Origin of the sequence: Falsiroseomonas tokyonensis (assembly GCF_019024325.1) — a bacterium.
GTDB lineage: Bacteria > Pseudomonadota > Alphaproteobacteria > Acetobacterales > Acetobacteraceae > Falsiroseomonas > Falsiroseomonas tokyonensis.
Genome location: NZ_JAFNJS010000003.1, coordinates 32,032 through 55,937 on the forward strand (window position 1 = coordinate 32,032; position 23,906 = coordinate 55,937).

Annotated in this window: 27 protein-coding genes and 1 tRNA gene; 9 read left to right on the forward strand and 19 right to left on the reverse strand. The window is 68.6% G+C overall.

The window, feature by feature from the left end:
• Positions 1–3: 3 nt before the first annotated feature.
• From J3S20_RS10660 to J3S20_RS10735, 16 genes are all read right to left on the reverse strand, one after another.
• The gene (locus J3S20_RS10660) at positions 4–723 is read right to left on the reverse strand and encodes an ABC transporter ATP-binding protein (protein ID WP_456305693.1); all 720 of its coding nucleotides are present in this window, start codon (positions 721–723) and stop codon (positions 4–6) included.
• Positions 723–1,562, reverse strand: a complete 840-nt coding sequence (locus tag J3S20_RS10665) for an ABC transporter ATP-binding protein (protein WP_216836469.1) — start codon at positions 1,560–1,562, stop codon at positions 723–725. Before J3S20_RS10665 ends, J3S20_RS10660 begins: the two co-directional genes overlap by 1 nt.
• On the reverse strand, positions 1,559–2,833 hold the full coding sequence (gene livM, locus J3S20_RS10670) for a high-affinity branched-chain amino acid ABC transporter permease LivM (RefSeq protein ID WP_216836470.1): 1,275 nt from the start codon (positions 2,831–2,833) through the stop codon (positions 1,559–1,561). The genes J3S20_RS10665 and livM overlap by 4 nt, the downstream gene beginning before the upstream one ends.
• Positions 2,830–3,744 carry a branched-chain amino acid ABC transporter permease gene (locus J3S20_RS10675; RefSeq protein ID WP_216836471.1) on the reverse strand — a complete coding sequence of 305 codons (915 nt, stop codon included), beginning with the start codon at positions 3,742–3,744 and terminating at the stop codon, positions 2,830–2,832. The genes livM and J3S20_RS10675 overlap by 4 nt, the downstream gene beginning before the upstream one ends.
• A 106-nt stretch (positions 3,745–3,850) precedes the next feature.
• Positions 3,851–3,926 (reverse strand) — tRNA-Phe (locus tag J3S20_RS10680).
• A gap of 84 nt (positions 3,927–4,010) precedes the next feature.
• Entirely contained in the window at positions 4,011–4,193 is a 183-nt protein-coding gene (locus J3S20_RS10685; protein ID WP_216836472.1) for a DNA gyrase inhibitor YacG, read from the reverse strand.
• On the reverse strand, positions 4,190–5,356 hold the full coding sequence (locus tag J3S20_RS10690; protein ID WP_216836473.1) for a ribonuclease E/G: 1,167 nt from the start codon (positions 5,354–5,356) through the stop codon (positions 4,190–4,192). The genes J3S20_RS10685 and J3S20_RS10690 overlap by 4 nt, the downstream gene beginning before the upstream one ends.
• Positions 5,353–5,940, reverse strand: coding sequence for a Maf family protein (locus tag J3S20_RS10695; protein WP_216836474.1), 588 nt, complete (start codon positions 5,938–5,940; stop codon positions 5,353–5,355). Before J3S20_RS10695 ends, J3S20_RS10690 begins: the two co-directional genes overlap by 4 nt.
• A gap of 26 nt (positions 5,941–5,966) precedes the next feature.
• Positions 5,967–6,185, reverse strand: coding sequence for a translation initiation factor IF-1 (gene infA / locus J3S20_RS10700; RefSeq protein ID WP_092956859.1), 219 nt, complete (start codon positions 6,183–6,185; stop codon positions 5,967–5,969).
• 119 nt (positions 6,186–6,304) lie between these two features.
• The gene (gene hisD / locus J3S20_RS10705) at positions 6,305–7,612 is read right to left on the reverse strand and encodes a histidinol dehydrogenase (protein ID WP_216836475.1); all 1,308 of its coding nucleotides are present in this window, start codon (positions 7,610–7,612) and stop codon (positions 6,305–6,307) included.
• Positions 7,609–8,328 (reverse strand): ATP phosphoribosyltransferase, encoded by a 720-nt coding sequence (hisG, locus tag J3S20_RS10710; protein ID WP_216836476.1) that lies wholly within the window; start codon positions 8,326–8,328, stop codon positions 7,609–7,611. Before hisG ends, hisD begins: the two co-directional genes overlap by 4 nt.
• Before the next feature lie 137 nt (positions 8,329–8,465).
• Entirely contained in the window at positions 8,466–9,266 is an 801-nt protein-coding gene (locus tag J3S20_RS10715; RefSeq protein WP_216836477.1) for an NAD kinase, read from the reverse strand.
• A 225-nt stretch (positions 9,267–9,491) separates the two neighbouring features.
• A complete protein-coding gene (locus J3S20_RS10720) occupies positions 9,492–9,881 on the reverse strand; it encodes a hypothetical protein (protein ID WP_216836478.1) in 390 nt (129 codons plus the stop codon).
• Positions 9,881–10,873 (reverse strand): GTP 3',8-cyclase MoaA, encoded by a 993-nt coding sequence (moaA, locus tag J3S20_RS10725; RefSeq protein ID WP_216836479.1) that lies wholly within the window; start codon positions 10,871–10,873, stop codon positions 9,881–9,883. Before moaA ends, J3S20_RS10720 begins: the two co-directional genes overlap by 1 nt.
• A 114-nt stretch (positions 10,874–10,987) precedes the next feature.
• The gene (locus tag J3S20_RS10730) at positions 10,988–11,743 is read right to left on the reverse strand and encodes a sulfite exporter TauE/SafE family protein (protein ID WP_246602677.1); all 756 of its coding nucleotides are present in this window, start codon (positions 11,741–11,743) and stop codon (positions 10,988–10,990) included.
• Positions 11,740–11,895 carry a DUF3553 domain-containing protein gene (locus J3S20_RS10735; RefSeq protein WP_216836480.1) on the reverse strand — a complete coding sequence of 52 codons (156 nt, stop codon included), beginning with the start codon at positions 11,893–11,895 and terminating at the stop codon, positions 11,740–11,742. The genes J3S20_RS10730 and J3S20_RS10735 overlap by 4 nt, the downstream gene beginning before the upstream one ends.
• Before the next feature lie 188 nt (positions 11,896–12,083).
• On the opposite strand from J3S20_RS10735, the gene J3S20_RS10740 reads away from it, so the two are divergent.
• The 6 genes from J3S20_RS10740 (at position 12,084) to J3S20_RS10765 (ending at position 18,217) form a co-directional block, all read left to right on the forward strand.
• Entirely contained in the window at positions 12,084–12,698 is a 615-nt protein-coding gene (locus J3S20_RS10740; RefSeq protein WP_216836481.1) for a histidine phosphotransferase family protein, read from the forward strand.
• Positions 12,699–12,789: 91 nt separating this feature from the next.
• Entirely contained in the window at positions 12,790–15,414 is a 2,625-nt protein-coding gene (locus tag J3S20_RS10745) for a hybrid sensor histidine kinase/response regulator (protein WP_216836482.1), read from the forward strand.
• Positions 15,415–15,430: 16 nt separating this feature from the next.
• Complete coding sequence (locus J3S20_RS10750; protein WP_246602679.1) at positions 15,431–15,895, forward strand: chemotaxis protein CheW; 465 nt, start codon at positions 15,431–15,433, stop codon at positions 15,893–15,895.
• Positions 15,892–16,293 carry a response regulator gene (locus tag J3S20_RS10755; protein WP_216836484.1) on the forward strand — a complete coding sequence of 134 codons (402 nt, stop codon included), beginning with the start codon at positions 15,892–15,894 and terminating at the stop codon, positions 16,291–16,293. The genes J3S20_RS10750 and J3S20_RS10755 overlap by 4 nt, the downstream gene beginning before the upstream one ends.
• Positions 16,290–17,396 (forward strand): chemotaxis-specific protein-glutamate methyltransferase CheB, encoded by a 1,107-nt coding sequence (gene cheB / locus J3S20_RS10760; protein WP_343215203.1) that lies wholly within the window; start codon positions 16,290–16,292, stop codon positions 17,394–17,396. The genes J3S20_RS10755 and cheB overlap by 4 nt, the downstream gene beginning before the upstream one ends.
• Complete coding sequence (locus J3S20_RS10765) at positions 17,393–18,217, forward strand: CheR family methyltransferase (protein ID WP_216836485.1); 825 nt, start codon at positions 17,393–17,395, stop codon at positions 18,215–18,217. Before cheB ends, J3S20_RS10765 begins: the two co-directional genes overlap by 4 nt.
• 115 nt (positions 18,218–18,332) lie before the next feature.
• Here the strand turns inward: J3S20_RS10765 and ctrA are convergent, their stop codons facing one another.
• Complete coding sequence (gene ctrA, locus J3S20_RS10770; RefSeq protein WP_216836486.1) at positions 18,333–19,067, reverse strand: response regulator transcription factor CtrA; 735 nt, start codon at positions 19,065–19,067, stop codon at positions 18,333–18,335.
• 52 nt (positions 19,068–19,119) lie between these two features.
• Here ctrA and J3S20_RS10775 point away from each other — a divergent pair, with 52 nt between their 5' ends.
• Together J3S20_RS10775 and J3S20_RS10780 are read left to right on the forward strand one after the other, a co-directional pair.
• Entirely contained in the window at positions 19,120–20,535 is a 1,416-nt protein-coding gene (locus tag J3S20_RS10775; protein WP_343215204.1) for a FliI/YscN family ATPase, read from the forward strand.
• Positions 20,522–20,929 (forward strand): hypothetical protein, encoded by a 408-nt coding sequence (locus J3S20_RS10780; RefSeq protein ID WP_216836488.1) that lies wholly within the window; start codon positions 20,522–20,524, stop codon positions 20,927–20,929. The genes J3S20_RS10775 and J3S20_RS10780 overlap by 14 nt, the downstream gene beginning before the upstream one ends.
• Here the strand turns inward: J3S20_RS10780 and hppD are convergent.
• The gene (gene hppD, locus J3S20_RS10785) at positions 20,910–22,016 is read right to left on the reverse strand and encodes a 4-hydroxyphenylpyruvate dioxygenase (RefSeq protein ID WP_216836489.1); all 1,107 of its coding nucleotides are present in this window, start codon (positions 22,014–22,016) and stop codon (positions 20,910–20,912) included. The genes J3S20_RS10780 and hppD overlap by 20 nt on opposite strands.
• Before the next feature lie 127 nt (positions 22,017–22,143).
• On the opposite strand from hppD, the gene J3S20_RS10790 reads away from it, so the two are divergent.
• On the forward strand, positions 22,144–22,617 hold the full coding sequence (locus tag J3S20_RS10790) for an Lrp/AsnC family transcriptional regulator (protein WP_246602685.1): 474 nt from the start codon (positions 22,144–22,146) through the stop codon (positions 22,615–22,617).
• Here J3S20_RS10790 and J3S20_RS10795 read toward each other — a convergent pair.
• Entirely contained in the window at positions 22,612–23,847 is a 1,236-nt protein-coding gene (locus J3S20_RS10795; RefSeq protein WP_216836490.1) for a BaiN/RdsA family NAD(P)/FAD-dependent oxidoreductase, read from the reverse strand. The genes J3S20_RS10790 and J3S20_RS10795 overlap by 6 nt on opposite strands.
• Positions 23,848–23,906: the final 59 nt, after the last annotated feature.

A 23,906-nucleotide genomic window follows, 5' to 3' on the forward strand; every position in this document is an offset into this window, starting at 1 on the left:
CGCTCAGTGGCCGCCGCCGAGATAGGCGTCGCGGATCTCCGACCGGGCCAGCAAATCCGCCCCGCTGCCGCTCATGGTGATGCGCCCAGTGACCAGCACATAACCGCGATGGGCAAGGCGCAGCGCCTGATTCGCATTCTGCTCCACCAGCAGCACGGTCAGCCCCTCCCGCTGGTTCAGATCGCGGATCGCCGCAAAGATCTGGCGGGAGATCAACGGCGCCAGGCCGAGCGAGGGTTCGTCCAGCAGCAGCAGACGCGGCCGGGACATCAGCGCCCGGCCGATCGCCAGCATCTGCTGCTCGCCGCCCGAGAGCGTGCCGCCGCGCTGGGACTGCCTTTCGCGCAGCCGCGGGAACAGGGCGAAGACACCAGGCAGCTCCGCATCCGGATCCTGGCCCGCCGCCTGCGCGCCCATGATCAGGTTCTCGAGCACCGACATGCGGGGGAAAATGCGCCGTCCCTCCGGCGCCTGCGCCACGCCGCTGCGCATGATCTCATGCGTCGGCTTGGCGGTGATGTCCTCGCCATCCAGCAGCACGCGGCCGGCGCGGGCGCGAGGGTCGCCGCATATGCTCATCAGCAGGGTGGACTTGCCGGCGCCATTGGCGCCGATCAGCGTCACGATCTCGCCCTTCTCCACATGCAGGGACACGCCCTTCAGCGCCTGCACCGCGCCGTAGCCGGCGGAGAGGTTGTCGATTTCCAGCATCGGTCCAGCCATCAGCCTTCCTCATCCTCCCCGAGGTAGGCGGCGATGACGTGGCGGTCGTTCCGCACCTGGTCGGGCGGTCCCTCCGCGATCTTCCGGCCGTGGTCCAGCACCACGACATGGTCGGAGATGCGCATGACGATGCCCATGTCATGCTCGATCAGCAGCACGGAGGTGGGCGGGCTGGCGGTCGCGGTGCCGTCGCGAATGCTGACCAGCAGCTTCGCCAGGTCGTCCGACTCCCGCGGATTCAACCCGGCCGCCGGCTCATCCAGGCAGAGCAGGGCGGGCATGGTGCACATGGCGCGCGCGATCTCCAGCCGCCGTTGTGCGCCATATGGCAGGCCGCCCGCGATATCGTCCGCGCGGTCGAGCAGGCCGATGGCGCGCAGCCATTCCGCCGCGCGGTCGATCGCCTCCGCTTCCGCGGCGCGATAGCCGGACAGGCCGAGCATGGCGCCGATGCCGAAGCCGGTCGCCTTCTGCAGCTTGATGTGCTGGGCAATCAGCAGATTCTCCAGCACCGTCATGCCAGCAAACAGGCGGATGTTCTGGAAGGTGCGGGCGACGCCGGCGCGGGCGATGCGGTGGTCCTTCAGCGTCTGCAGCGCGGCGACGCTGCCATCGGCGCGGCGCAGCCGGATCTGCCCCGCGGTCGGCCGGTAGAAGCCGGTGATGCAGTTGAAGACCGTGGTCTTGCCGGCGCCGTTCGGGCCGATCAGCGCGGTGATGCTGCCGCGCTGCACCTGGAAATCCACGCCATCGACGGCCAGCAGACCGCCGAAGCGCATGCTGAGCGACTTGACCTCGAGGATCTCGGTGCCCGCGGCGGGTTGCAGGGCGGCGCTCATTCGCGTCGCGCACCTAGCAGCACGCTCGGTGACCGGGACCCGACCAGTCCGCGCGGGCGCAGCACCATGATCAGCACCATGGCGCCGCCGAAGACCAGCATCCGGTATTCGTCGAGGTCGCGGAACAGCTCGAAGCCGCCGATCATGACGATGGCGGCCACCGCGATGCCGATCTGACTGCCGAGACCGCCGAGCACCACGATGGCCAGGATGATGGCGCTTTCGATGAAGGTGAAGCTTTCGGGACTGATGAAGGCTTGGCGCGTGGCGAAGAAGGCGCCGGCGAAGCCCGCGAACATGGCGCCGAGCGCGAAGGCCGTCAGCTTCGTGTTGGTGATGTTGATGCCGAGCGCGCGGCAGGCGACCTCATCCTCGCGCAGCGCTTCCCAGGCCCGGCCGATCGGCTGGCGGCGGATGCGCATCGCTACCCAGTTGGTCAGCAGCGCGAGCGCCAGGATCAGGTAGTACAGGAAGATGACGCGGTGCGAGGGGTTGGGCTCCAGCCCGAAGAAGCCGGCAAAGGTGCCCGGTCCGCCGCCCATGCTGAAGGGCAGGCCGAAGAAGGTGGGGCGCGGGATGCCCGAGATGCCGTTGGGCCCGCCGGTCAGGCTGACCCAGTTCAGCAGCACGATGCGGATGATCTCGCCGAAGGCCAAAGTGACGATGGCCAGGTAGTCGCCGCGCAGCCGCAGCACCGGGAAGCCCAGCAGCACGCCCCAGAAGGCGGCGAGGATTCCGGCCAGCGGCAGGCAGATCCAGAAGGACAATCCGAAATACTGCGCCAGCAGCGCATAGGAATAGGCGCCGACCGCGTAGAAGGCGACGTAGCCGAGGTCCAGCAAGCCGGCGAGGCCGACCACGATGTTCAGCCCCCAGCCGAGCATCACATAGGTCAGCACCAGGATGCCGAGGTCCAGCTCGTAGCGGCCGATACCGGGAATGAAGGGCAGGATCAGCGCGAGGGCGAGCAGGGCCGGCCCAAAGAGCAGCCCGGCGCGCGACAGGCCGGCCGCCCAGCGCGCCGGCGTGACCGCCGCCTGCTGTGGCCGGACGCTGAGCGCCAGGACGAGCCGGAGGATGAAGACTGCGGCGCAAAGGGCCGCCACATCCGGCCAGCGGGTGCGCAGCAGCAGCGCACCGGTCGGGCCGATATCCGTGCGCAGACCAACCATCACGACGAAGAGGCCGAAGGCGATGCCGGTGGCCTTCAGGGCATCGAGCGTGGCAGCCCGCAACCGTGCCGCAATCGACGCCGACTGAGGCGTCGTCATACCTTCTCGATCTCCTGCCGCCCGAGCAGACCTGTGGGCAGGAAGACCAGGGTGAGGGCGAGGATACTGAAGGCGGCGACGTCCTTGTACTGGACCGAGAAGTAGGCCGACCAGAAGGTCTCGATCAGGCCGATCAGCAGGCCTCCCAGCACGGCGCCGGGCAGGCTGCCGATGCCGCCCAGCACCGCCGCGGTGAAGGCCTTCACGCCGACGATGAAGCCCATGAAGAAATCCGCGATGCCATAGCGCAGCAGGTAGAGCGTGCCGGCGACCGCCGCGAGCGCCGCGCCGATGACGAAGGCCAGGCTGATGGTCCGGTCCGTATTGATGCCGAGCAGGGAGGCCATCCTGCGATCCTGCTCGCAGGCCCGCATGGCGCGGCCCAGGGCGGTCTGCGTCACCAGCCAGGTGAAGACGGCGAGCACAGCGAGGGTGGAGACGATAATCAGGATCTGCATGTAGGACAGCTGCACCACGAAGTCGCCGTCCCGCATCAGTTCCACCCCGCCGCGCAGCTGCGGCTCCAGCGGCTTCACCCGGGCGCCCTGGCTGACCTGAACGAAGTTCTGTAGCACGATGGACATGCCGATGGCCGAAATCAGCGGCGCCAGGCGGAAGCTGCCGCGCAGCGGGCGATAGGCGATTCGCTCCACCGTCCAGCCGTAGAGCGCGGTGAAGGCCATGGAGATCGCCAGCACCAGCAGGATGGCAGCGGGGCCACCCATCAGGTCGCTCGACATCAGGCTGAGGATCGCGATCAGCGCGATGAAGGCACCGACCATGAAGATGTCGCCGTGGGCGAAGTTGATCATGCCGATGATGCCGTAGACCATCGTATAGCCGACCGCGATCAGCCCATAGATCATCCCCAGGCTGATGCCGTTGATCAGCTGCTGCAGCGCATAGGCCAAGGGTCAGTCCTTCTTGGGGGCAGTGGCGCGGCGAACCTCACGCAAGCCGTGGGGCTTCGCAAGTGGTTTCGCGGTGGCCAGAGGCTGATCCCAGGAAGCTGAAGAATGGTGCCCAGGGGCGGAATCGAACCACCGACACTGCGATTTTCAGTCGCATGCTCTACCAACTGAGCTACCTGGGCCCAAGCGAAGGATGGTGGAACCGCATCCCCCGGCAGAGGCGCGCGTGATAGCGGAAGGTCCGGTGGCTGTCCACCCGGCTTCGCTCAGGATTCCGCCTCGGGGTCCTCGGGCTCCCGCACCGGGATTGCGTAGTGGCCGCGCAGCCAGCGGCCCAGATCGACATTGGCGCAGCGGTCCGAGCAGAAGCGGGCGGTGCTCGCCTCCAGCGGCTTGCTGCAGATGGGGCAGCGACGGGCGCGGGGCGGCTTGGCGTCGGGCTCCTTCATCCCGGGATCTCCATGATGTCTTCCTGGCCCGGGCGAAGCCGGGGGTCGGGCTGCAGTGCCAGGGCACGCTGGGTGATCGCCTGGTAGTCCATGAGGCTCTGGGGCAGGGCCTGAAGCGCGAGGATCACCTCCGGCGCCGCACGAAGCGCGAAGCTGGCACCGGGCTTCGCCGCCTCCTCCCGGACCGCCTGGCGCAGGGCCGCCAGGCCGCAGGTCAGCGGGCTTGGCGGCAGGCCGAGGATCTCGTGCAGCGGCGGATGGACGCGGGGCCGCACGATTTCCATCAGGCCGAGCCGGGTCATCCCCAGCAGCCGCGGCGAAAGCGGGTCCTGCGCCAGGGCCTCAGCCAGCGGGGCCACCAGCATCTCACGCCGCCGGACGGCCAGGCCCGCGAAATCGACCAGGATCGCCCCCGCCAAGTTCCGCAGGCGGAGCTCCCGCGCGATCGCAGGGATGGCGACCGCATTCAGACGCTCATGCGCCACCGGATCCCGCGAGGCCGCGAGGCTACCCGAATCGACGTCGATGGCCGTCAGCGCCGGGGTCGGGTGGAAGATCAGGCTCGCACCGCCATCCAGGGCCAGGCGGGGTTCGGCCAGCTCGGCGAAGCGGGCCTCCAGCTCCGGCCCGAAGGCCGGAGACAGGGTGAGGGTGATGCGGGCCGGGTCGAGGGCGGCGCGCAGCAGGCCGGCCACCGCCGGTCCATCCGTCACGATCGGGGCCTCCGGCCAATCGCGTGCCAGACGCATGGCCGCGCCATCCCCCCTTTGCAGCAGGGCCGGCGCCCCGCTGCCGACTTGCTGCGCCAGCTTCTGCTCGGCAGGCGAAAGACGTGCGGAAAGACGGGGTCCCTTGCCGCCCTGGGCGGCCCGCATCACGCGCACAGGCAGGGACTGGCCCTCCTGCAAGGCCTTGGCGATGGGGCGGCGCGGCGGGGGCAACTCGCTTTCCGGCAGGAAGCCTGAGGTGTCGTCGCCCAGCAGCAGGAAGGCGCCGCTCATCGCGGGAAGGATGGCAGTCACCCTCGCCCGGTGCAGGTCCCCGACCCCATCGGGGCGGCTCGGCCGTTCGATGAAGGCCACCTCCAACCGGCCATCGCGAAGGCCGGCGACGCGAACCTCGCCCGGGGAGACGCTGACGCGGATTTCCGCGTCGCCGCTCATGGCCGCAGCCAGCCTGCTCCGCGCAGCAATTGCGCCGTCTCGAACAGAGGCAGGCCGACCACATTGGAATGGCTTCCGGACAGGAAGCGCACATACATCTCGGCGCGCTTCTGGATCTGGTAGCCGCCCGCCACGCCGCGCCATTCGTCGGAGGCGACATGGTCCTCGATCTGGGCCTGGGTCAGCCGCTGGAAGGCGAGGATTGTGGTCACCAGCCGCGTGGTCTGCCGGCCATCGGGCCAGATCAGGCAGACCCCCGTCATCACGCGATGCCGCCGCCCGGAGAGAAGAGCAAGGAATCGGGCCGCCTCCGCCGCATCCAGGGGCTTGCCCAGAATGCGCCGACCCACGCCGACCACCGTATCGGCGGCCAGAATCAGCGCGCCTGGCGCCATCAGGGCACCCGCCGCGGCCTTGCCCGCCGCGAGACGCACCGCGAGCGGACGGGGCGCCTCACCCTTGCGGGGGGTTTCGTCGATGTCAGCCGAAAGAACCTGGTCCGGCGCTATGCCGATCCTGGCGAGAAGTTCGAGCCGCCGTGGACTGCCGGAGGCCAGCACCAGCCTTGGTCGCACCTGGGACATGCCGAGCGATGCCGGCAAGGCGTCAGCTACTTGAAGCGGAAGGTGATGCGCCCCTTGGTCAGGTCATAGGGCGTCATTTCCACGTTCACCCTGTCACCGGCCAGGACGCGGATGCGGTTCTTGCGCATCTTCCCGCTGGTATGGGCCAATACCATGTGGTCGTTGTCGAGCTTGACGCGAAACATCGCGTTGGGCAGCAGCTCCACGACGGTGCCGCTGAACTCGATCATGTCCTCTTTCGACATGCAGATCCTTCATCGGAGTCATCAGGGCCGGCTCGGCCAAGGCCGGCTGAGCGCGACATGAGGGGGTTTCGCGCCAAGGCGCAAAGCGGCGCGGAACATGAGCGCCATGCTGCCCGCGGTCAAGGACGCTTCTCGATGGCGTCCAATCGTACGGCCACACTCATGGCATGCGCATCGAGCCCTTCGGCGCGCGCCAGGGTGACAGCTGCGCCGCCGATGGCCGAAAGGGCGCGGGCATCCGCCTCGACCCAGGTCGTCCGCTTGAGAAAATCGAAGACGGAAAGGCCGGAGGCAAAGCGGGCGGTCCGCCCGGTGGGCAGGACGTGGTTGGGCCCCGCCACATAGTCGCCGACGGCTTCCGGGCAGAAGCGGCCAAGGAAGGCGGCGCCGGCATGGCGGATGCGGGACATCAAGGCACGCGGGGCCTCGACCATGACCTGCAGATGCTCCGGAGCCAGCCGGTTGGTGAGCTCCACTGCCTCCGCCCAGTCCCGGACCAGGATGATTGCCCCGTGCTGGTCCCACGACTGCCGTGCGATGGCGGCGCGCGGCAGGGTCTGCAACGCCTGCTCCAGCGCCTCGGCCACGCGCCGACCGAAGGCGGCGTCGTCCGTGATCAGGATGGATTGCGCCGCCTCGTCATGCTCGGCCTGGGCCAGCAGATCCAGGGCGACATGGCGCGGGTCATTGCCGGCATCCGCAAGCACGACGACCTCGGAAGGTCCGGCGATGCTGTCGATTCCGACCCGGCCGAAAACCTGGCGCTTCGCCTCCGCAACATAGGCATTGCCCGGCCCGACGATGCGGTCGACCGGTGCCAGCATGGCAGTGCCCCAGGCGAGCGCCGCAATCGCCTGCGCGCCGCCGATCCGCCAGACCTCGCTGACGCCCGCCAGCCGCGCCGCGGCCAGCACCAGGGGGTTCAGCACGCCATCGGGGGTGGGCACGCACATGGCGATCCGTGCGACGCCGGCCACGCGGGCCGGCAGGGCATTCATCAGGACGGAGGAGGGGTAGGCTGCCTTGCCGCCTGGGACATAGAGACCCACAGCGTCGATAGCGCCCCAGCGCATCCCGGTCGTCACCCCCTCGGCATCGGTCAGCTCGAGGTCCGTCGGCAGCTGCGCCCGGTGGAAGGCCTCGATCCGTCGGGCCGCGGTCTGCAGGGCTTCCAGTTGCTCGGCCGGCACTGTGGCGGCCGCAGCCTCCATCTCCGCCGCCGTGACGCGCAGTGCGGCGGGCTCGGTGGGGTTCCAGCGGTCGAAGCGGCGGGTCAGCTCCAGAAGCGCCACGTCGCCCTTCTGCCGCACCTCCGTGATGATCGCGGAAACGGCGCCGTCGACGCGGGTCGTGGTTTCCCGCGCGTCGTTCAATAGGGCCAGGAAGCTGGGCTCGAAGCCCGCCTCACGCGTGTCGAGCCACTTCATCGGGAGGCTGCCTCGGCCATGGCGGTGCGGAAGCGTGCGATCCAGGCCCCGATCGCCTCGGGGCGGGTCTTCAGCGCAGTGCGGTTGACGATCAGACGCGAGGTGACATGGGCGATGACCTCGGTTTCGACCAGGCCATTCGCGCGCAAGGTGGAGCCGGTCTGCACCAGATCCACGATCAGACGCGAAAGTCCCAGAGAAGGCGCCAGTTCCATGGCCCCGTTCAGATGAACGATTTCCGCCTGCACCCCACGGGCCGCAAAGTGACGATGCGCGATCGTGGGATATTTGGTCGCGACGGTGACCCGTGACCACGCCCCGATATCCTCCCGCGCCGCCAAGGCTTCCGGCTCGGCAACGGAGACGCGGCAGCGGCCGATGCCGAGGTCGAGCGGCGCATAGATCTGGTCGTAGTCGAATTCCATCAGCACATCGGCGCCGCAGACACCGATCTGGGCGGCCCCATGCGCGACGAAGGTGGCCACGTCGAAGGGGCGGACACGGACCACATCGAGATTGGTATGATTGGTCTCGAAGCGCAGGCGCCGGCTGTCCTCATCCGCGTAATCGGCGGCCGGCGCGATACCGGCGCGGGCGAGCAGCGGCCCCAGTTCCGAGAGGATGCGCCCCTTGGGCAGGGCGAGCACCAGCGGGCCACCCGCCTCGGCCGGCGTGGAGGGATCGGCGGGAAGGGAGACGCTCGTCAAGGTTTCCATGGTCCGGCCTGGCAGCGTGGCAGCGGGCGAGCCGCCACGATCTCAATGGCGACCCGGCGGTGACCAGGGCCGCGACGCGCCGGGCGGATCGCAGAAGCGGCGCCCGCCGTCAACCTGCCGCCCCGACCCGTTCATGGCTATACCGTGAACTGTTCCGCGATGATCCGCTCCGACAGGCCATGGTCAGGGTCGAACAGCATGGTCAGTGCGACGCCGCGGTCCTCCCAGACCTCAACGCGGCGCACGTCCCGCACCTCGGTATAATCGGCGACCGCCGCGACGGGTCGCTTTTCGGGCTCCAGCACCTCGAAGACTACCCGCGCCTCGGCTGGCAGCAGGGCGCCGCGCCAGCGGCGCGGGCGGAAGGCGGAGATCGGGGTCAGGGGCAGGAGGTTGGCGCCCAGCGGCACGATCGGCCCGTGGGCAGAAAGATTGTAGGCGGTGCTGCCGGCGGGTGTGGAGACCAGCACCCCGTCGCAGACCAACTCCTCCAGCCGCCGCTTGCCGTCGATCAGGATACGGACCTTGGCGGCCTGGCGTGTCTCACGCAGCAGCGAGACCTCGTTGATCGCCAAAGCCTCCAACGGGTCCCCCTGTCCCACGAAGGCCCGCATGCGCAGCGGATGCAGGATGGCGGCCTGGGCCAAAGCGAGGCGTTCCGGCAGACCATCCTCCCGAAAATCATTCATGAGGAAGCCGACGCTGCCGCAATTCATGCCGTAGACAGGGAGGTTGCGGCCAAGCAGCCGGTGCTGGGTCTCCAGCATCAAGCCATCGCCCCCAAGCGCGACCACCATCCGCGCCTCATCCAGCGGAGCATTGCCATAGGCGGCAATGAGGCGGTTCAGAGCCTCTGTGGCCTGCTCGGTGGGAGCCGCCACGATCGCGATGCGGCCGGCCACGGACTCGGCGCCGGGCGGCGGGAGAAGGGTGCTCATGCTCTCTGGCCGGTGGAGGGCTGCGCGCAGGTCGTGGAAAACAGCGTCATCCTGCGACGCCTGTCAGCGATGCGTCCGCCCGAAGCCAGCGGGCCTGGCCCGGCGCCCTGCGCCAAATCTCAATCCTCGAACCAGAAGCCGAAGGCATGCGCGAAGTTCCTGGGCAGCTTTCGGCCATCAAGCTCCCTGTAGCCCTGCGCGGCAAGGGGCCCGGCCGGCGGGGCCTCAGCGCGGCGGTCGCGGCCAGTCCAGCCGCGGTTCCGACCTTGCCGGCCCCCGCTCGGGCCAGGCAGCGGGCGGCGGAACCGGGGGGCGGGAGCGGGGCGTCGGCGCATCGACCGGCTGGCGTGTCATCTGCGGCGGCTCCGCCCAGTCATCCTCGACCGGTGCGCGACGCGGCGCCGCATCCGGCAGCCGGATCGACAGGGTACGAAGCTCCGCCTGCACCTCATCCAGCTGCGCCTCGATGGCGTCCAGCCGACCCTTCAAGCCGAAGACGCTGAAGGGCATCAGCAGATAGGCCAGCCCGACCAGGGTGAGCAGGACGAGAACCACGAGCCCGGACCAGTCGGGCAGGCCTGGGATGGTCAGTGTGGCGGCGATCTCCTGGAGCATCAGCCGCCTGTCACACTCATATGCCGGGCCACGGCCGGCTTGCTGCGGGTGCGGTCGATCACGAAATCATGGCCCTTCGGCTTGCGTGAAATGGCTTCCAGGATGGCCTGCCGGAGGCCTTCGCTGCCCACCGCCGGGTCCCGAAGCGGGCGCCGGAGATCCGCCGCATCATCCTGCCCGAGGCACATGAACAAGGTGCCCGTACAGGTCAGGCGAACCCGATTGCAGGACTCGCAGAAGTTGTGCGTCAATGGCGTGATGAAACCAATGCGCTGGCCGGTTTCGCGGACAGCGTAATACCGCGCAGGACCGCCGGTTGTATAATCGGTCTCATCCAGCGTCCAATTCTGGCGTAACTTGGCGCGCACGCTGGACAGCGGCAGGTACTGGTCATTTCGATCGCCCGAAATCTCGCCCAGGGGCATGGTTTCGATCAGGCAGAGGTCGAAGCCGTGCTCGCCGCACCAGGCAATCATCCGGTCGAATTCCGATTCGTTCACGCCCTTCATCGCCACGGCATTGATCTTTACGGCCAGGCCGGCCGCCTTGGCGGCAAAGATGCCGTCCAGCGTCGGCTCCAGCCGACCCCACCGGGTGACCGCGGTAAAGGTCGCGGGGTCCAGCGTATCCATGCTGACATTGATGCGCCGAACCCCGGCCGCGTAGAGATCGGCGGCCATGCGCACCAGTTGGGTGCCGTTGGTGGTCGTCGTCAGTTCGCGCAATCCCCCACCACCCACCCGCGACCCCAGGCTTCGGAACAGGCTGATGACGTTCTTCCGGACCAGGGGCTCGCCGCCGGTCAGGCGGATCCGGTCGACTCCCAGGTCGATGAAGGCGCCACAGAGCCGGTCCAGTTCCTCGAGCGAGAGGACCTCCGCCTTCGGCAGGAAGGTCATGTCCTCGGCCATGCAATAGACGCAGCGGAGGTCGCAACGGTCCGTGACCGAGACGCGGAGGTAGCTCACCTTTCGGCCGAACGGGTCAATCATCTTGGGAAATCCCCAGGGGAGGCGGAGCCGTCGCGACGGCTCCACATGCCTTCAGTCATGGTGCATTTGGTCCGCACCCCCCGTCCGGCGCAACCCCCGGCCAGCCCACCGCGGTCACGCAAGAAGGGCGATGACGCCCGTGGACACCAGGAAGATCAAAGCCGCACGCTTGTACCAGCGTTCGGGCAAGACGTGGAACAAGCGGGCGCCTAGCGGCACGCAGACCATCAGCACGGGTAGCAGAAGGAGCAGCTTCGCCAGGACCGGCCAGCCCATCAGGCCAGCCAGCGCGGGCGGGATAACCGAGATCACGGCGATGGTGCCGAAGAACAGGATCAGGTTGGCGCGATGCTGCTTCGCCGCCTCGGGTCCCGCCAACAGATAGAGGATAACGGGCGGACCACTGATCCCCGTCGCGCCCTTCAAAAGCCCGGCCATGGTGCCCACGGCGATGTTGAGCGGCAGCGGCCGTGACCCATGATAGCGCCAGCCGGACATCAGGAGCAGGCCGAAGACCAGCACGAATCCGCCGATGAAGCGGCGCAGCAGGTCCTCGTCCGCCGTGATCAGGATGAAGGCGCCGAGCGGCGTTGCCAGGGTGGCCGCTGCACCGATCGGCAGGATGACCCGTCGATTGGCCTCGCGGAATGCCCGGGGCACCAGTTGCAGCGAGACCACCAGCTCCATCAGCAGCATGACGGGGATGCCGATCCGAGGCCCCCACAGGACCGAATAGGCCGGGGCCAGCAGCACCGCTGTTCCGAACCCGGAATAACCACGCATCAGGCCCGCAAGAGCCGTGACGGCGATGGCGATGTAGATCCGCCAATCCCCGAGCAGAACCATTATTTCCAGCGGGATATCGCTCAAGATGCGTCCGGTTCAACGGGGATGAGGGCAATCACGTCCGCCCGGATCATCACCTTTCCCCTGTTCTCGAAGTTGATGGTCACGCGATCTCCGACAACGGATTGCACCTGACCTATGCCCCAGTCCGGGCAGTGGGGATGGCGGACGCGCATCCCGGGGGAGAGTTCTGACCACACCACTGCAGCCTATCAACCGACCTGCCACCTCGCTAGCCCGTCGCGCGGACGCAACATTGGATTGCCACTCGGCCTTGGTGTTCTGGCAATCTGCGCGGGGTATTTCGAAACCCTGGTCCCCTGGGCCGGCCGTCGTGGCTGGCTGCTGCGCTGCGGAGGAATGAATGCTGCCTGACAAGATTGCGTTGGCCCAGGCCGTCTGCACGCGACTATGCCATGACCTCGGGGGTCCCGCCGGCGCCTTGGCCGGCGCGCTGGACCTGCTGGACGGTCCGGGTGACGACGCCATGGACGTCGCGCGCGATGCGGCCCGCATCATGGACCGCCGGATCCGGTTCTACCGGGCCGCCGTCGGCGCGGGCTGTGGCGACTGCAGGGTCGAGGAGATTGCCCAGATGGCGGAGGGGCTGACGCTCGGCCGCAAGGCGATGATCGATCTGGCGGATCTGGAGCCGAACGCGGTCTTTCCCGCCCATCTCACCCAGGCGATGCTGCTGGCCTGCTGGACCGCGGTGGATGCCTTGCCGAGGGGCGGCGTGGTGCGGCTGGGTGGGGACGTCGAAGGTGGTCTCTCGATTTGGCCGGATGGCCCGGGCGCGGCCTGGCCCGTGGGCCTGGCTGCCGGCCTGGCCGGGGATGCGGTGGCGCTGAATGCGCGCAGCGTCTCGGTACCCCTTTTGCTCGGTGTCTCGGCCTCGGCCGGCATACAGCTGGAACTGATGATGGGCGCCGGCAATTCCGCCTCGCCCCTGCTGCTGACTTTGGCAACGCGCAACTGAATCGGGAAGGCGCGCCGGCAGGCCGGCGCGTTTACCGAATATTCGGCCTGTTCGGGCAGATTCCTGGAAAGACCAGGCGCCGGAGCCCCGAATGGACGACTTGCTCGCCGACTTCCTGACCGAGACCCATGAGGGCCTGGTCGCACTCGACGTCGCACTTTTGCGGCTGGAGAAATCGCCGGGCGACAAGCCAACGCTGTCGGAAATCTTCCGACTGGTGCACACCATCAAGGGGACCTGCGGCTTTCTCGGGCTCTCACGCCTCGAGCGCGTGGCGCATGCCGCGGAGAACATCCTCGGGCTCTATCGCGACGGCGTCCTGACCGTCACGCCGGCGGGGGTGAGCCTGGTGCTGCGCGCCCTCGACCGGATCAAGGAGATCGTCGGCGGGCTCGAGCAGGGCGGCAGCGAACCGGCAGGCGATGATGCGGAGCTGATTGGCGAGCTGGACGCGGCGGCCGGCGGCGACGGCATCTCCACGCTGGCGGAGACGGAGGCGGCCTTCAACAACGCGCCGGCACCTGCTGCCGTGGAAGAGCCCTTGGCGGCCGAGGCTGTCGAAAGCCCCTCGCCTGTCGCCAAGCCCAGCGCGCCCCAGCGCCGCGCCGCGCCGCCCCCGGCCGAAACGCCGGCCGCAGAGGAGGCGGCCACTTCCGGCCGGGCTCCGCCGCAAAGCATTCGCGTTTCCGTGGACGTGCTCGAAGACCTCATGATGCTGGTCAGCGAGCTGGTGCTGACGCGCAACCAGCTCATGCAGCTGTCCCGCGCGCGCAGCGATGGCGCCTACAGCGTTCCCCTGCAGCGGCTGTCCCATATCACCTCCGACCTGCAGGACGGGGTGATGAAGACGCGCATGCAGCCCATCGGCAATGCCTGGGCGAAGATGCCGCGCCTGGTGCGCGATCTCTCGATCGAACTTGGCAAGAAGATCGATCTCGAGATGCGCGGGGCCGATACCGAGCTCGACCGCCAGGTGCTGGAGCTTATCAAGGATCCGCTGACGCACATGGTCCGCAACAGCGGCGACCATGGGCTGGAGGGTCCGGAGGATCGGCGCCGCGCCGGCAAGTCGGAGACCGGCCGGATCATGCTGAACGCCTTCCATGAAGGCGGGCATATTCTGATCGAGATCTCCGATGACGGCCGCGGCCTGAGCCTGGATCGTATTCGCCAGAAAGCGCTGACCCAGGGCCTGGCGACCGAGTCCGAGATCGCCGGCATGAGCGACGGTGAGATCCACCGCTTCATCTTCCGCGCCGGCTTCTCCACCGCCGCCGCCGTCACCGCCGTTTCCGGCCGCGGCGTCGGTATGGATGTGGTCAAGACGAATGTCGAACGCATCGGCGGCACCATCGACGTGGCCTCCGTCGAGGGCCGCGGCACCGCCTTCACCATCAAGATCCCGCTGACGCTGGCGATCGTCTCCGCCCTCATCGTCGAGGTGGCCGGCGAGCGCTTCGCCATTCCGCAGATCGGCGTGCTGGAACTGGTCCGCGTCGGCGGCGGCTCCGGCTCGCGCGTCGAGCGGATCAAGGATGCGCCGGTCCTGCGCCTGCGCGATCGCCTGCTGCCGCTGGTCTCGCTCGGCCGCGTCCTCGGCCTGGAGGAGGGGCCGAGCCAGCCGCTGGGCGAGGGCGGCGATGCCGGCTTCGTGGTGGTGACGCAGGTCGGCGCCAATGTCTTCGGCATCATCGTCGACCGCCTGTTCGACACCGAGGAAATCGTGGTCAAGCCGGTGGCGCCGATCCTGCGTCACATCGGCATGTTCTCCGGCAACACGATCCTGGGTGACGGCAGCGTCATCATGATCCTCGACCCCAACGGCATCGCCCGCGTCACGGGCGTGGTGGCGGACGGCGCTGGCGCACGCGCCGCGGAGAACAAGGTGGCGAGCGCCGTGCGATCCAGTGAGAAGACGTCGCTGCTGCTGTTCCGGGCCGGGGATGAGACGCCGAAGGCCGTGCCGCTCGGGCTGATCGCGCGGCTCGACGATATCCCGGTCGAGCAGATCGAGAATTCCGGCGGCACGCCCGTCGTCCAGTATCGTGGCCAACTCATGCCGCTGCTGTCGATGTCGGGCGGCTTCGTGCCGGCCGAGGAGGGTCGCACGCGGCAGACGGTACTGGTGTTCAGCGAAGGCGAGCGAAGCCTCGGCATCATGGTGGACGCCATCCTCGACGTGGTCGATGAGGCGCTCAGCGTGCAGGCGGGCCAAGGCCGCCCGGGCTTCCTCGGCTCCGCCGTCGTCGCCGGCAAGGTGACCGACGTGATCGATACCGCCTGGTGGCTCGGCCAGGCCGGCGGCGACTGGTTCCGCCCGGCAACCGCCACGCCCGCGAGCCGCCGGCTCCTGGTGGTCGAGGACAGCGCCTTCTTCCGCGAGCTGGTGGTCCCGGCGCTGGCCGCCGATGGCTACGAGGTGGTCGCGGTGGAGGGACCGGCCCAGGCGCTGCGGCTGCGCGAGCGGGGTGAGATGTTCGACGCCATCGTGTCCGACATCGAGATGCCCGACATGGATGGCTATGCCTTCGCCCGCGATGTGCGCGGCGGCGGCCCGTGGCAGGACCTGCCGATGGTCGCGCTGACCGGCCGGGTCGAGCCTGCCGCCGTGGCGCGCGGCCGTGCCGCAGGTTTCACCGATTATGTCGGCAAATACGACCGTGAGGCACTGCTGGCGAGCCTCAGCGAATGTCTCGCCGTGCCCGTGGCGGCTTGAAGCGGAGGATCTGGTCTTGCGTACCCAAGCGACACAGTCGGCGGTCACCGATGCCGACCTCTACCTCACCCTGACGGTGGCCGGGCAATCCTGCGGCGTTCCGGTCCTCGTGGTCCGCGATGTGCTCGGGCCGCAGGTCATCACCCGGATCCCCCTGGCACCGCCGGAAGTGGCCGGCAGCCTGAACCTGCGCGGCAGGATCGTGACGGCGGTGGATCTGCGCCGCAGACTTGGCCTGCCGCCCCGCGCCGCTGATGCCCAGCCGATGAGCATCGTGGTCGAGATGGCCGGCGAGCTCTACAGCATGCTGGCGGATGCGGTGGGAGAGGTTGTGCCGCTGCGTCAGGATGACTCGGCCGCCAATCCGCCGACACTGGATGCGGTCTGGCGCGAGGTTTCCAAGGGCGTTCACCGACGCGATGGACAGTTGCTCATCGTGCTCGATGTAGAGCGGGTTCTCGCGATCGGCGGTGGACGATGAGCGCGGTGGAGGGCGTGGTCCGCCAGTGCCTGGTTGTCGATGACAGCCGGGTGGTCCGCAAGGCCGCAAGGCGCTTCATGGAAGGATTCGGCTTCACGGTGCGAGAGGCAGGAGACGGCAGCGAGGCGCTGACCGCCTGCCGCGAGCTGCTGCCCGAGCTGGTGCTGCTGGACTGGAACATGCCAGTCATGGACGGCGTGACCTTCCTGCGCGCGGCGCGTGCCGAATTCGGGCCGGACAAGCCGGTGATCATCCTCTGCACCACCGAGATCGCCTTCGAGAAGATCATGGAGGCACTTGAGGCGGGCGCGCAGGAATACGTGATGAAACCCTTCGACGCCGAGATCCTGGGCAGCAAGCTGGAGCAGATCGGCCTGCTGCAGGCTGCCGCCGCGTGATCGCGCCCGGGCCTGTCCGGGTCCTGCTGTGTGACGACAGCGCGGCAGCCCGCGCTGTCATGTCACGAATGCTGGCGACTGATCCGGGCATCAAGGTGATCGCCAAGGCGACCGATGGCGGCGATGCCCTGGCACAGCTGACGGCCATGCCGGCGGCCGAGCGGCCGCAGGTGGTGCTGCTGGATCTCGAGATGCCACGGATGGACGGCATGACCGCCCTTCCGCTGCTGCTCAAGGCCGCGCCGAATACGGCCATCATCGTCGCCAGTGCTCTGAGCCAGCGTGGCGCGGCGGCCACCATGGCCGCGTTGCGGGCCGGGGCCGTGGACTATGTTCCCAAGCCATCGGCGGCCGCGGGCGGCATAAGCGGCGGCCAGTTCCAGGCGGAACTGGTCGCGAAGGTGAAGGGCTGGGCGCGCATGCGGCGCCCGGCTGTTCCGTCTGCCGCCAGGCCCGCGCCCCCCCCGGTGTCCGTCGCCAGGCCGATGGTGGCGGAGCGGCCGGCGGGCTCGGCCCAGCGACCCCGCGCCATTGCGATCGGATCCTCGACAGGCGGGCCGCAAGCCCTGGCGGCGCTCGTTGCGCGGCTGGACAGGCCCCTGGGCGCGCCCGTTATCGTGGTGCAGCACATGCCAGCCGGCTTCACGACCCTGCTGGCCGATCACCTGAACCGCATCGGGACGCTTCCCTGCAGCGAGGCGAAAGAAGGCGACAAGCTGTTGCCTGGCCGCCTTTACCTTGCCCCCGGCGACAAGCACCTCCTCGTCAAGGATGTGGCCGGGGTGCTGGTGGCGCAGCTCGGTGACGGTCCGCCCGAGAACTTCTGCCGGCCTGCGGTGGATCCCATGCTGCGCAGCCTGGTCACGGCCTGCCAAGGCAGACTGCTCGTCGCCATCCTGACGGGCATGGGCAGCGATGGCTTGGCGGGCTGCCGGGCTGTGGCGGGGGCAGGAGGTGCGGTGCTCGCACAGGATGAAGCGAGTTCGGTCGTTTGGGGCATGCCCGGAGCGGTCGCGAAGGCCGGAATTGCCACGGCCATTCTCAGTGTCGAGGACATTGCAGGCCGCATTCTTGCGGCTGGTGCAGACGGAAAGCGGACATGACGAACGAGGAATTCGCTGAGATTGCCGGCGTTGTCCGGCGCCGCTCCGGCATCGTGCTGACTGCGGACAAGGCCTATTTGCTGGAAACGCGCCTCGGGCCCATCCTGACCCGCTTCGGGCTGGCCTCGCTCGCGGCGCTGGGACAGAAGCTGCGTCAGCGGCCGGATGAGGCGCTGGAGCGCGCGGTGGTCGAGGCGCTGACCACCCACGAGTCCTCCTTCTTCCGTGACGGCAAGCCCTTTGATCATCTGGCGAAGATCCTGCCGCGCTTGATTGCAGGGCGCGCTCCCGGCGCGCCGCTGCGGATCTGGTCGGCTGCATGCTCCACGGGCCAGGAGCCCTTCTCGATCGCGATGCTGGTTGCCGATGCATTGGGCGGGCGAGCGGACTACAAGGTCGAGATCCTGGCCACGGATATCTCTGCCGAGATCCTGCAGCGCGCCAAGCAGGGCGTCTTCACGCAGTTCGAGGTGCAGCGGGGCCTGCCGATCCGGTCGCTGGTCAAGCACTTCAAGCAGGATGGCGCCAAGTGGCGGATTTCGCAGGAGCTCCTCGCCATGGTGCGGTTCGAGGAACGGAACCTGCTGAACGACCTGTCCACGCTGGGTCGCTTCGATGCGATCTTCTGCCGCAACGTGCTGATCTACTTCGACGCCCCGACCAAGACGCGGGTGCTGGAAGCGCTGGCGCGACGCCTGTCGCCGGATGGCGTGCTGTATCTGGGCGGCGCAGAAACAGTCCTCGGCCTGACGGATCGGCTTGTGCCCGTCCCGGGGGAGCGGGGGGCTTATGGAACGTCGGCGCAAAAGGCGGCGGCTTAGCGAAAGCTGTGCCTCCCGCCTGCGCGTGAGGAGCGGCGGCGGGTTTGGTAGCTCGTCCAGGTCGTCGGTCGCGCCAGCGCGCGGTTGCTGCGCGACCTGCCTCGCAGCCGCGGCTTCAGGCCGCGGCGGTTGCCGGACCGCCGCGACCGTCAGTGCCCGACGGCAGCCGAATGGCACCGTTAGGCTCACGAAGAACATAGCCGCGGCCCCAGACGGTGCCGATCAGCTCGGCCGCCCCGGCATTGGCCAGCTTCTTGCGGAGCTTGCAGATGAAGACGTCGATGATCTTCACCTCGGGCTCGTCCATCCCGCCGTAGAGGTGGTTCAGGAACGCCTCCTTGGTCAGCACGATGCCCTTGCGCAGCGTGAGCAACTCCAGCACCGCATATTCCTTGCCAGTGAGGTGCACGGCGCGGCCGTCCACGAGGACCTCACGGGAGCCCAGGTTCAGCGTCAGCGGCCCCACCGACAGCGTCGGTTGGCTGAAGCCCTTCGCGCGTCGAACGATGGCTTGGATGCGCGCCACCAGTTCCTGCTGGTCGAAGGGTTTCGTGATGTAGTCATCGGCACCCATGCCGAAGCCGCGGACCTTGGCCTGCGGCCGGGTCAAACCCGAAAGGATGAGGACCGGCGTTTCCAGCCGAGCGGCCCGAAGGCGGCGCACGACCTCATAGCCCTCCATGTCGGGCAGCATGAGGTCCAGCACCACGATGTCGAAATCGTAGAGCCGGGCGAGCTCGAGCGCCTCCTCTCCGGTGTCCGCCGTGTCGACGATCATGCTCGCGGCCTTCAGCGCGAGTGTCACGCCGCGCGCCACAATTGTATCATCCTCAACCAAAAGCACACGCATGGGCGGCCTCCACACAGCTTGTGCGTGTAGGAATACCACCTTTGCGCGAGATGTGAAGAGGTTATTCACCGAAAAAAAGCATCATCGGCGCGATGTAAACCCTAAAATAGCGGATGATCGTTTATTGGGACGTTTGGTTAAAATTGGTGAATGGCGCGCGGTGGCGGACAGGTTCCGGCAGCTGCCGCCTCTGCTGCGGCAAGGACGCATCCAGGGCGCCAACCTCATGACAGTGGATGTGGTGGGCGTCCGGCCTCCGCCTGCCATCGGCGATCGCCTGCGGATAGGGCCCGCTTCCGAAGGGACGATGGCCGAGATCGTCAGCGTCGGGCAGGCGATGGCCAGCTGCGTCATCTTCGGTGACACCGCGCGCATTGCAGCAGGCGAGGTCGTCGAGCTTCAGCCGGCTTCCGGCATCAGGGTCGGCGACGGCTGGCGAGGGCGGGTGGTGGATCCGCTGGGAAGGCCCATGGATGGGGGCGGACCCCTGCGCGGCGGCCAGGCGGAGCGCATGACACGGACTGCGGCGCCGCCCGCCGCCACGCGTCAGAGGCTCGGTCCCCCGCTGGGCGTCGGCGTCCGGGCGATCGACGCCTTCTGCACGATGCGCGAGGGACAGCGGCTGGGGCTGTTTGCGGCCTCCGGGATCGGCAAGTCCACACTTCTCTCGACCATGGCGCGTGCCGCCGCCTTTGACACCGTCGTGCTCGGGCTGATCGGCGAGCGGGGGCGGGAATTGCGGGAATTCATCGAGGACGACCTGGGTCCCGAAGGGCTCGCCCGCAGCGTGGTGGTCTGCGCCACGTCTGATGCGCCGGCTGCCATGCGGCGCGAGGCAGCCTATGCGAGCCTCGCTGTGGCGGAGCATTTCCGTGATTCCGGACAGCGCGTCCTGCTGCTGCTCGATTCCGTCACCCGCTTTGCGCTTGCCTGTCGCGAGATCGGCCTGGCGGCCGGGGAGCCTCCCGCCACGCGGGGCTATCCGCCCAGCGTTTTCCGGGAATTGCCGGCATTGCTGGAGCGCGCCGGGCCGGGCGGCCCGGGTTGCGGCAGCATCACGGCCCTGATCACGGTACTGGTTGAGGGTGACGACCATGACGAGCCGATCGCCGATGCCGTGCGCGGCATCCTGGACGGCCATGTGGTGCTGGATCGGCGGATCGCGGAAGGCGGTCGCTATCCCGCCGTCGATGTGCTGCGCAGCCTGTCGCGCACGGTGCCCGGCTGTCTGAACGCCGAGCAGGCGGCGCTCATGCGGCGGGCGCGCAAGGTGCTGGCACTCCGCGACGAGGTTGCGGACCTGGTTCGGCTCGGCGCCTATCGGCCCGGCACGGACGCCGAGACCGATGCCGCGCTGCGCGCGGCGCCGGGCATCGAGCAGATGCTGCAACAGGCTCGCGGCGAGGTTTCGACGCTGGAGGAAGCCTTCAGCCGGCTGGCACAGGCCCTGTCCGATGCCGGCGTCTGACCCGCTGCGCGCCCTGCGCCTGTTGCGGCGAATCGAGCTTGAGGCGGCGCGTCGTGGTCTTGGCGAGGCCCTGACGGCGGAAGCCAGGGCCGCGGAAGCCTGCCGGCAGGCGATGGAGGCGCAGACCGCGGAAGCCGGCAGCGCCAGCCCGGCGGATTACGCCGCCTGGCTGCCGGCCGCCCGCGCCGCAGCCGCACAGACCGCGGCGCTGCATGTGGTGACGGCCACGACCCTCGGTGCCCGCCGCGCCGCGGTCGCCGAGGCGTCCCGCGCCGAGCAGGTTGTGGCGGAGGAAACCGCGGCCCGCCAACGCCGCCAGCGGCAGGAGCGGCAGGCGCGAAACCAGGCGCTGCTCGAAGACCTGGCCCGACCTTTCAGGCCTCCGCGGGCTTGAGCACCCCGCGCCGGATCTGGTCCAGCTCGATGCTCTCGAACAGCGCGCGGAAATTGCCCTCGCCAAAACCCTGGTCGCCCTGGCGCTGGATCAGCTCGAAGAAGATCGGGCCGATGACATTGCCGGTGAAGATCTGCAGCAGCCGCCCGCCCTCCGGCGTCGGCGCCCCGTCCATCAGGATGCGGTTGCGCCGCAGCCGGTCCAGCCCCTGCTCGCTGCCGGGAAGCCGGTTCGGCAGCAACTCGTAATAGGTGTCCGGCGTGTCCAGGAAGGCCACGTTGGCGGACCGCATGCCTTCCACGCTGGCATGGATGTCGCCAGTGCCCAGCGCCACGTGCTGGATGCCCTCGCCGTGATAGGCGCGCAGGAATTCCTCTATCTGGCTGCGGTCGTCGGAGCTCTCGTTGATCGGGATGCGGATCTGGCCGCAGGGCGAGGTCAGCGCGCGGGACTTCAAGCCCGTCAGCTTGCCCTCGATATCGAAGTAGCGGATTTCCTTGAAGTTGAAGAGCTTGGCGTAGAACTGCCACCACACATCCATGCGCCCGCGATGCACGTTGTGGGTCAGGTGGTCGATCACCGTCAGGCCATGGCCGGCCGGGTGCGGGTCGCGGTCGCCGATCCAGCGGAAGTCGACGTCGTAGATATTGCCGCGCGGGCCGTAGCGGTCGACGAAGTAGAGCAGCGAGCCGCCGATGCCCTCGATCGCCGGGATGTTCAGCTCCATCGGGCCGACCTTGCCGGCGACGGGCTTGGCGCCCAGCGCGATGGCGCGCTGATAGGCCTGCGCCGCATCCGCCACCCGAAAGGCCATGGCGCAGGCCGAAGGCCCGTGCACGCGGGCGAAGGCCTGGGCGAAGCTTTCGGGCTCGGCATTGATGAGGAAATTGATGTCGCCCTGCCGCCAGAGCGTCACGGCCTTGGAGCGGTGGCGCGCCACAGCGGTGAAACCGAGCCGGCCGAACAGATCCTCGAGATAGGGGATGTCCGGGCCGGTGAATTCGACGAATTCGAAGCCATCGGTCCCCATGGGATTGGCTTCCGAGATGCGGCCGGCATAGGCGCTGCGATCGGGCGGGACATCCATGGCGTTTTCCTAGCGCTGCGTTTCGAGCTTGGCCCCAGAAATTAGAGCATGGGGCGGGGCGATTTTCGCTGAATCCGCACGTGGATCCGGGCCATGCTGCGCATTCTCACCTCAAGGAAGCCGCAGCTTGGCGAATTCCACCATTGCGCTCGATGAGCTGGATCGACGGATCCTGCGTGCCCTGCAGCAGGATGGCCGAATCGCCATCACCCTGCTGGCGGAGCAAGTGGGGCTTTCCGCGACGCCCTGCCTGCGGCGGATCCGGCGGATGGAGGAGGCAGGCATCATCGCCCGCTACACAGCGGTGCTGGACCCCGCCCGGGTCGGCCTGCCCATTCAGGCCTTCGTCCAGGTCGCCCTTTCCTCCCATGCCGAAGAGGTCGCCACGGCCTTCCACAAGGCCCTTGCCTCCCGCGGTGAGGTCATCGCGGCCTATGCCATGAGCGGTGGCATGGACTACATGCTGCATGTCGTCGCGGCCGATTTCGAGGCCTATGCCGACTTCGCCCTGAAGGCGCTGCTGCGGATGCCGGGGGTGAAGGAGACGCGAAGCTCCTTCGTCCTCATGGCCCTGAAGCCGCCGGGCGCCATCCCGCTATGAGCGGCCGGCCTGCTCCGCCAGCCAGGCGAGCGTGCCGCGGGCAGCGGCGACGCCCGTGCTGAAGCAGCCTTGCAGCAGGTAGCCGCCAGTCGGCGCTTCCCAGTCCAGCATCTCACCGCAGGCGAAGACGCCGGGGCGGGCGGTGAGCATCAGGCGGTCATCCACCTCCGACCAGGCGAGGCCGCCGGCGGAGGAAATCGCCCGCTCGATCCCGGCGGTCCCGGTCAGCCGCAGCGGCAGGGCCTTTATCAATCGGGCGGGCGGCACGCCGGCCGCGTCGGAGCGCAGCGCTTCCTGCACGAGGCCGATGGCGACCGGCGGCAGGGCGAGTGCCTTGCGCAGGCCATTCGCCAGGGATTCCGAGCGCGGCCGTGACGCGAGCCGTTCCGCCACGATCGCCTCGCTCAGATCCGGGCGCAGGTCGAGCTCGATGCGGGTCGATCCCTGCGCGGCGATCGCCTCCCGCAGCGGGGCCGAGAGGGCATAGAGCGCGCCGCCTTCCAGGCCGGTCCGCGTCACCATGGCCTCTCCGCGCACGGCGATCGCGCCGAAGCGCAGGCCAATGCGCTTCAGGGGCGTGCCCTGGTGGCGATCCCGGAAATGGTCGGACCAGGCGACGGTGAATCCCATATTCGCCGGGGCCCAGGGCGCCGTCCGGATGCCCGGCAGCAGCGCCGGCCAATGGCCATCCGAGCCCAGCCTTGGCCAGGAGGCGCCGCCGAGCGCCAGCACCGTGGCGGCCGGCGCCTCGGCTGCCTGCTCGCCCTCGAACAGCGGCTCGCCGGCGGGACCCCACCCGATCCAGCAGCTTCGGCTGCGCAGTTCCACGCCGAGGCCGGCCAGACGCTGCAGCCAAGCCCGGAGGAGCGGGGAGGATTTCAGGCTCGTCGGGAAGATGCGCGCGCTGCTGCCCGCGAAGGTCGGCACGCCCAGCCCCTCGCACCAGGCGATCAGCGCGGCGGGCGGAAAGCCGCGGACCGCCTCGATCAAGGGTGGCGCCGCAGGGCGATAGCGGGTGAGCAGAAGCTCGAGCGGCTCGCCATGCGTCAGGTTCAGGCCGCCCCGCCCAGCCATCAGGAACTTCCGGCCGACCGAGGGCATGTGGTCATGCACCGTCACCGCGAGACCCGCCGTGGCCAGCACCTCCGCCGCCATCAGCCCGGCGGGGCCGGCACCGATCACGGTGACGCGGTTGTGGGGCGGTGCAGGCGGGGCGGGCAGTTCATTCATGGCGGCTTTCTGCGGCGGGTGGCTCGGGATATCCAGGGGCTGGGCCTCATTTCGGGCTG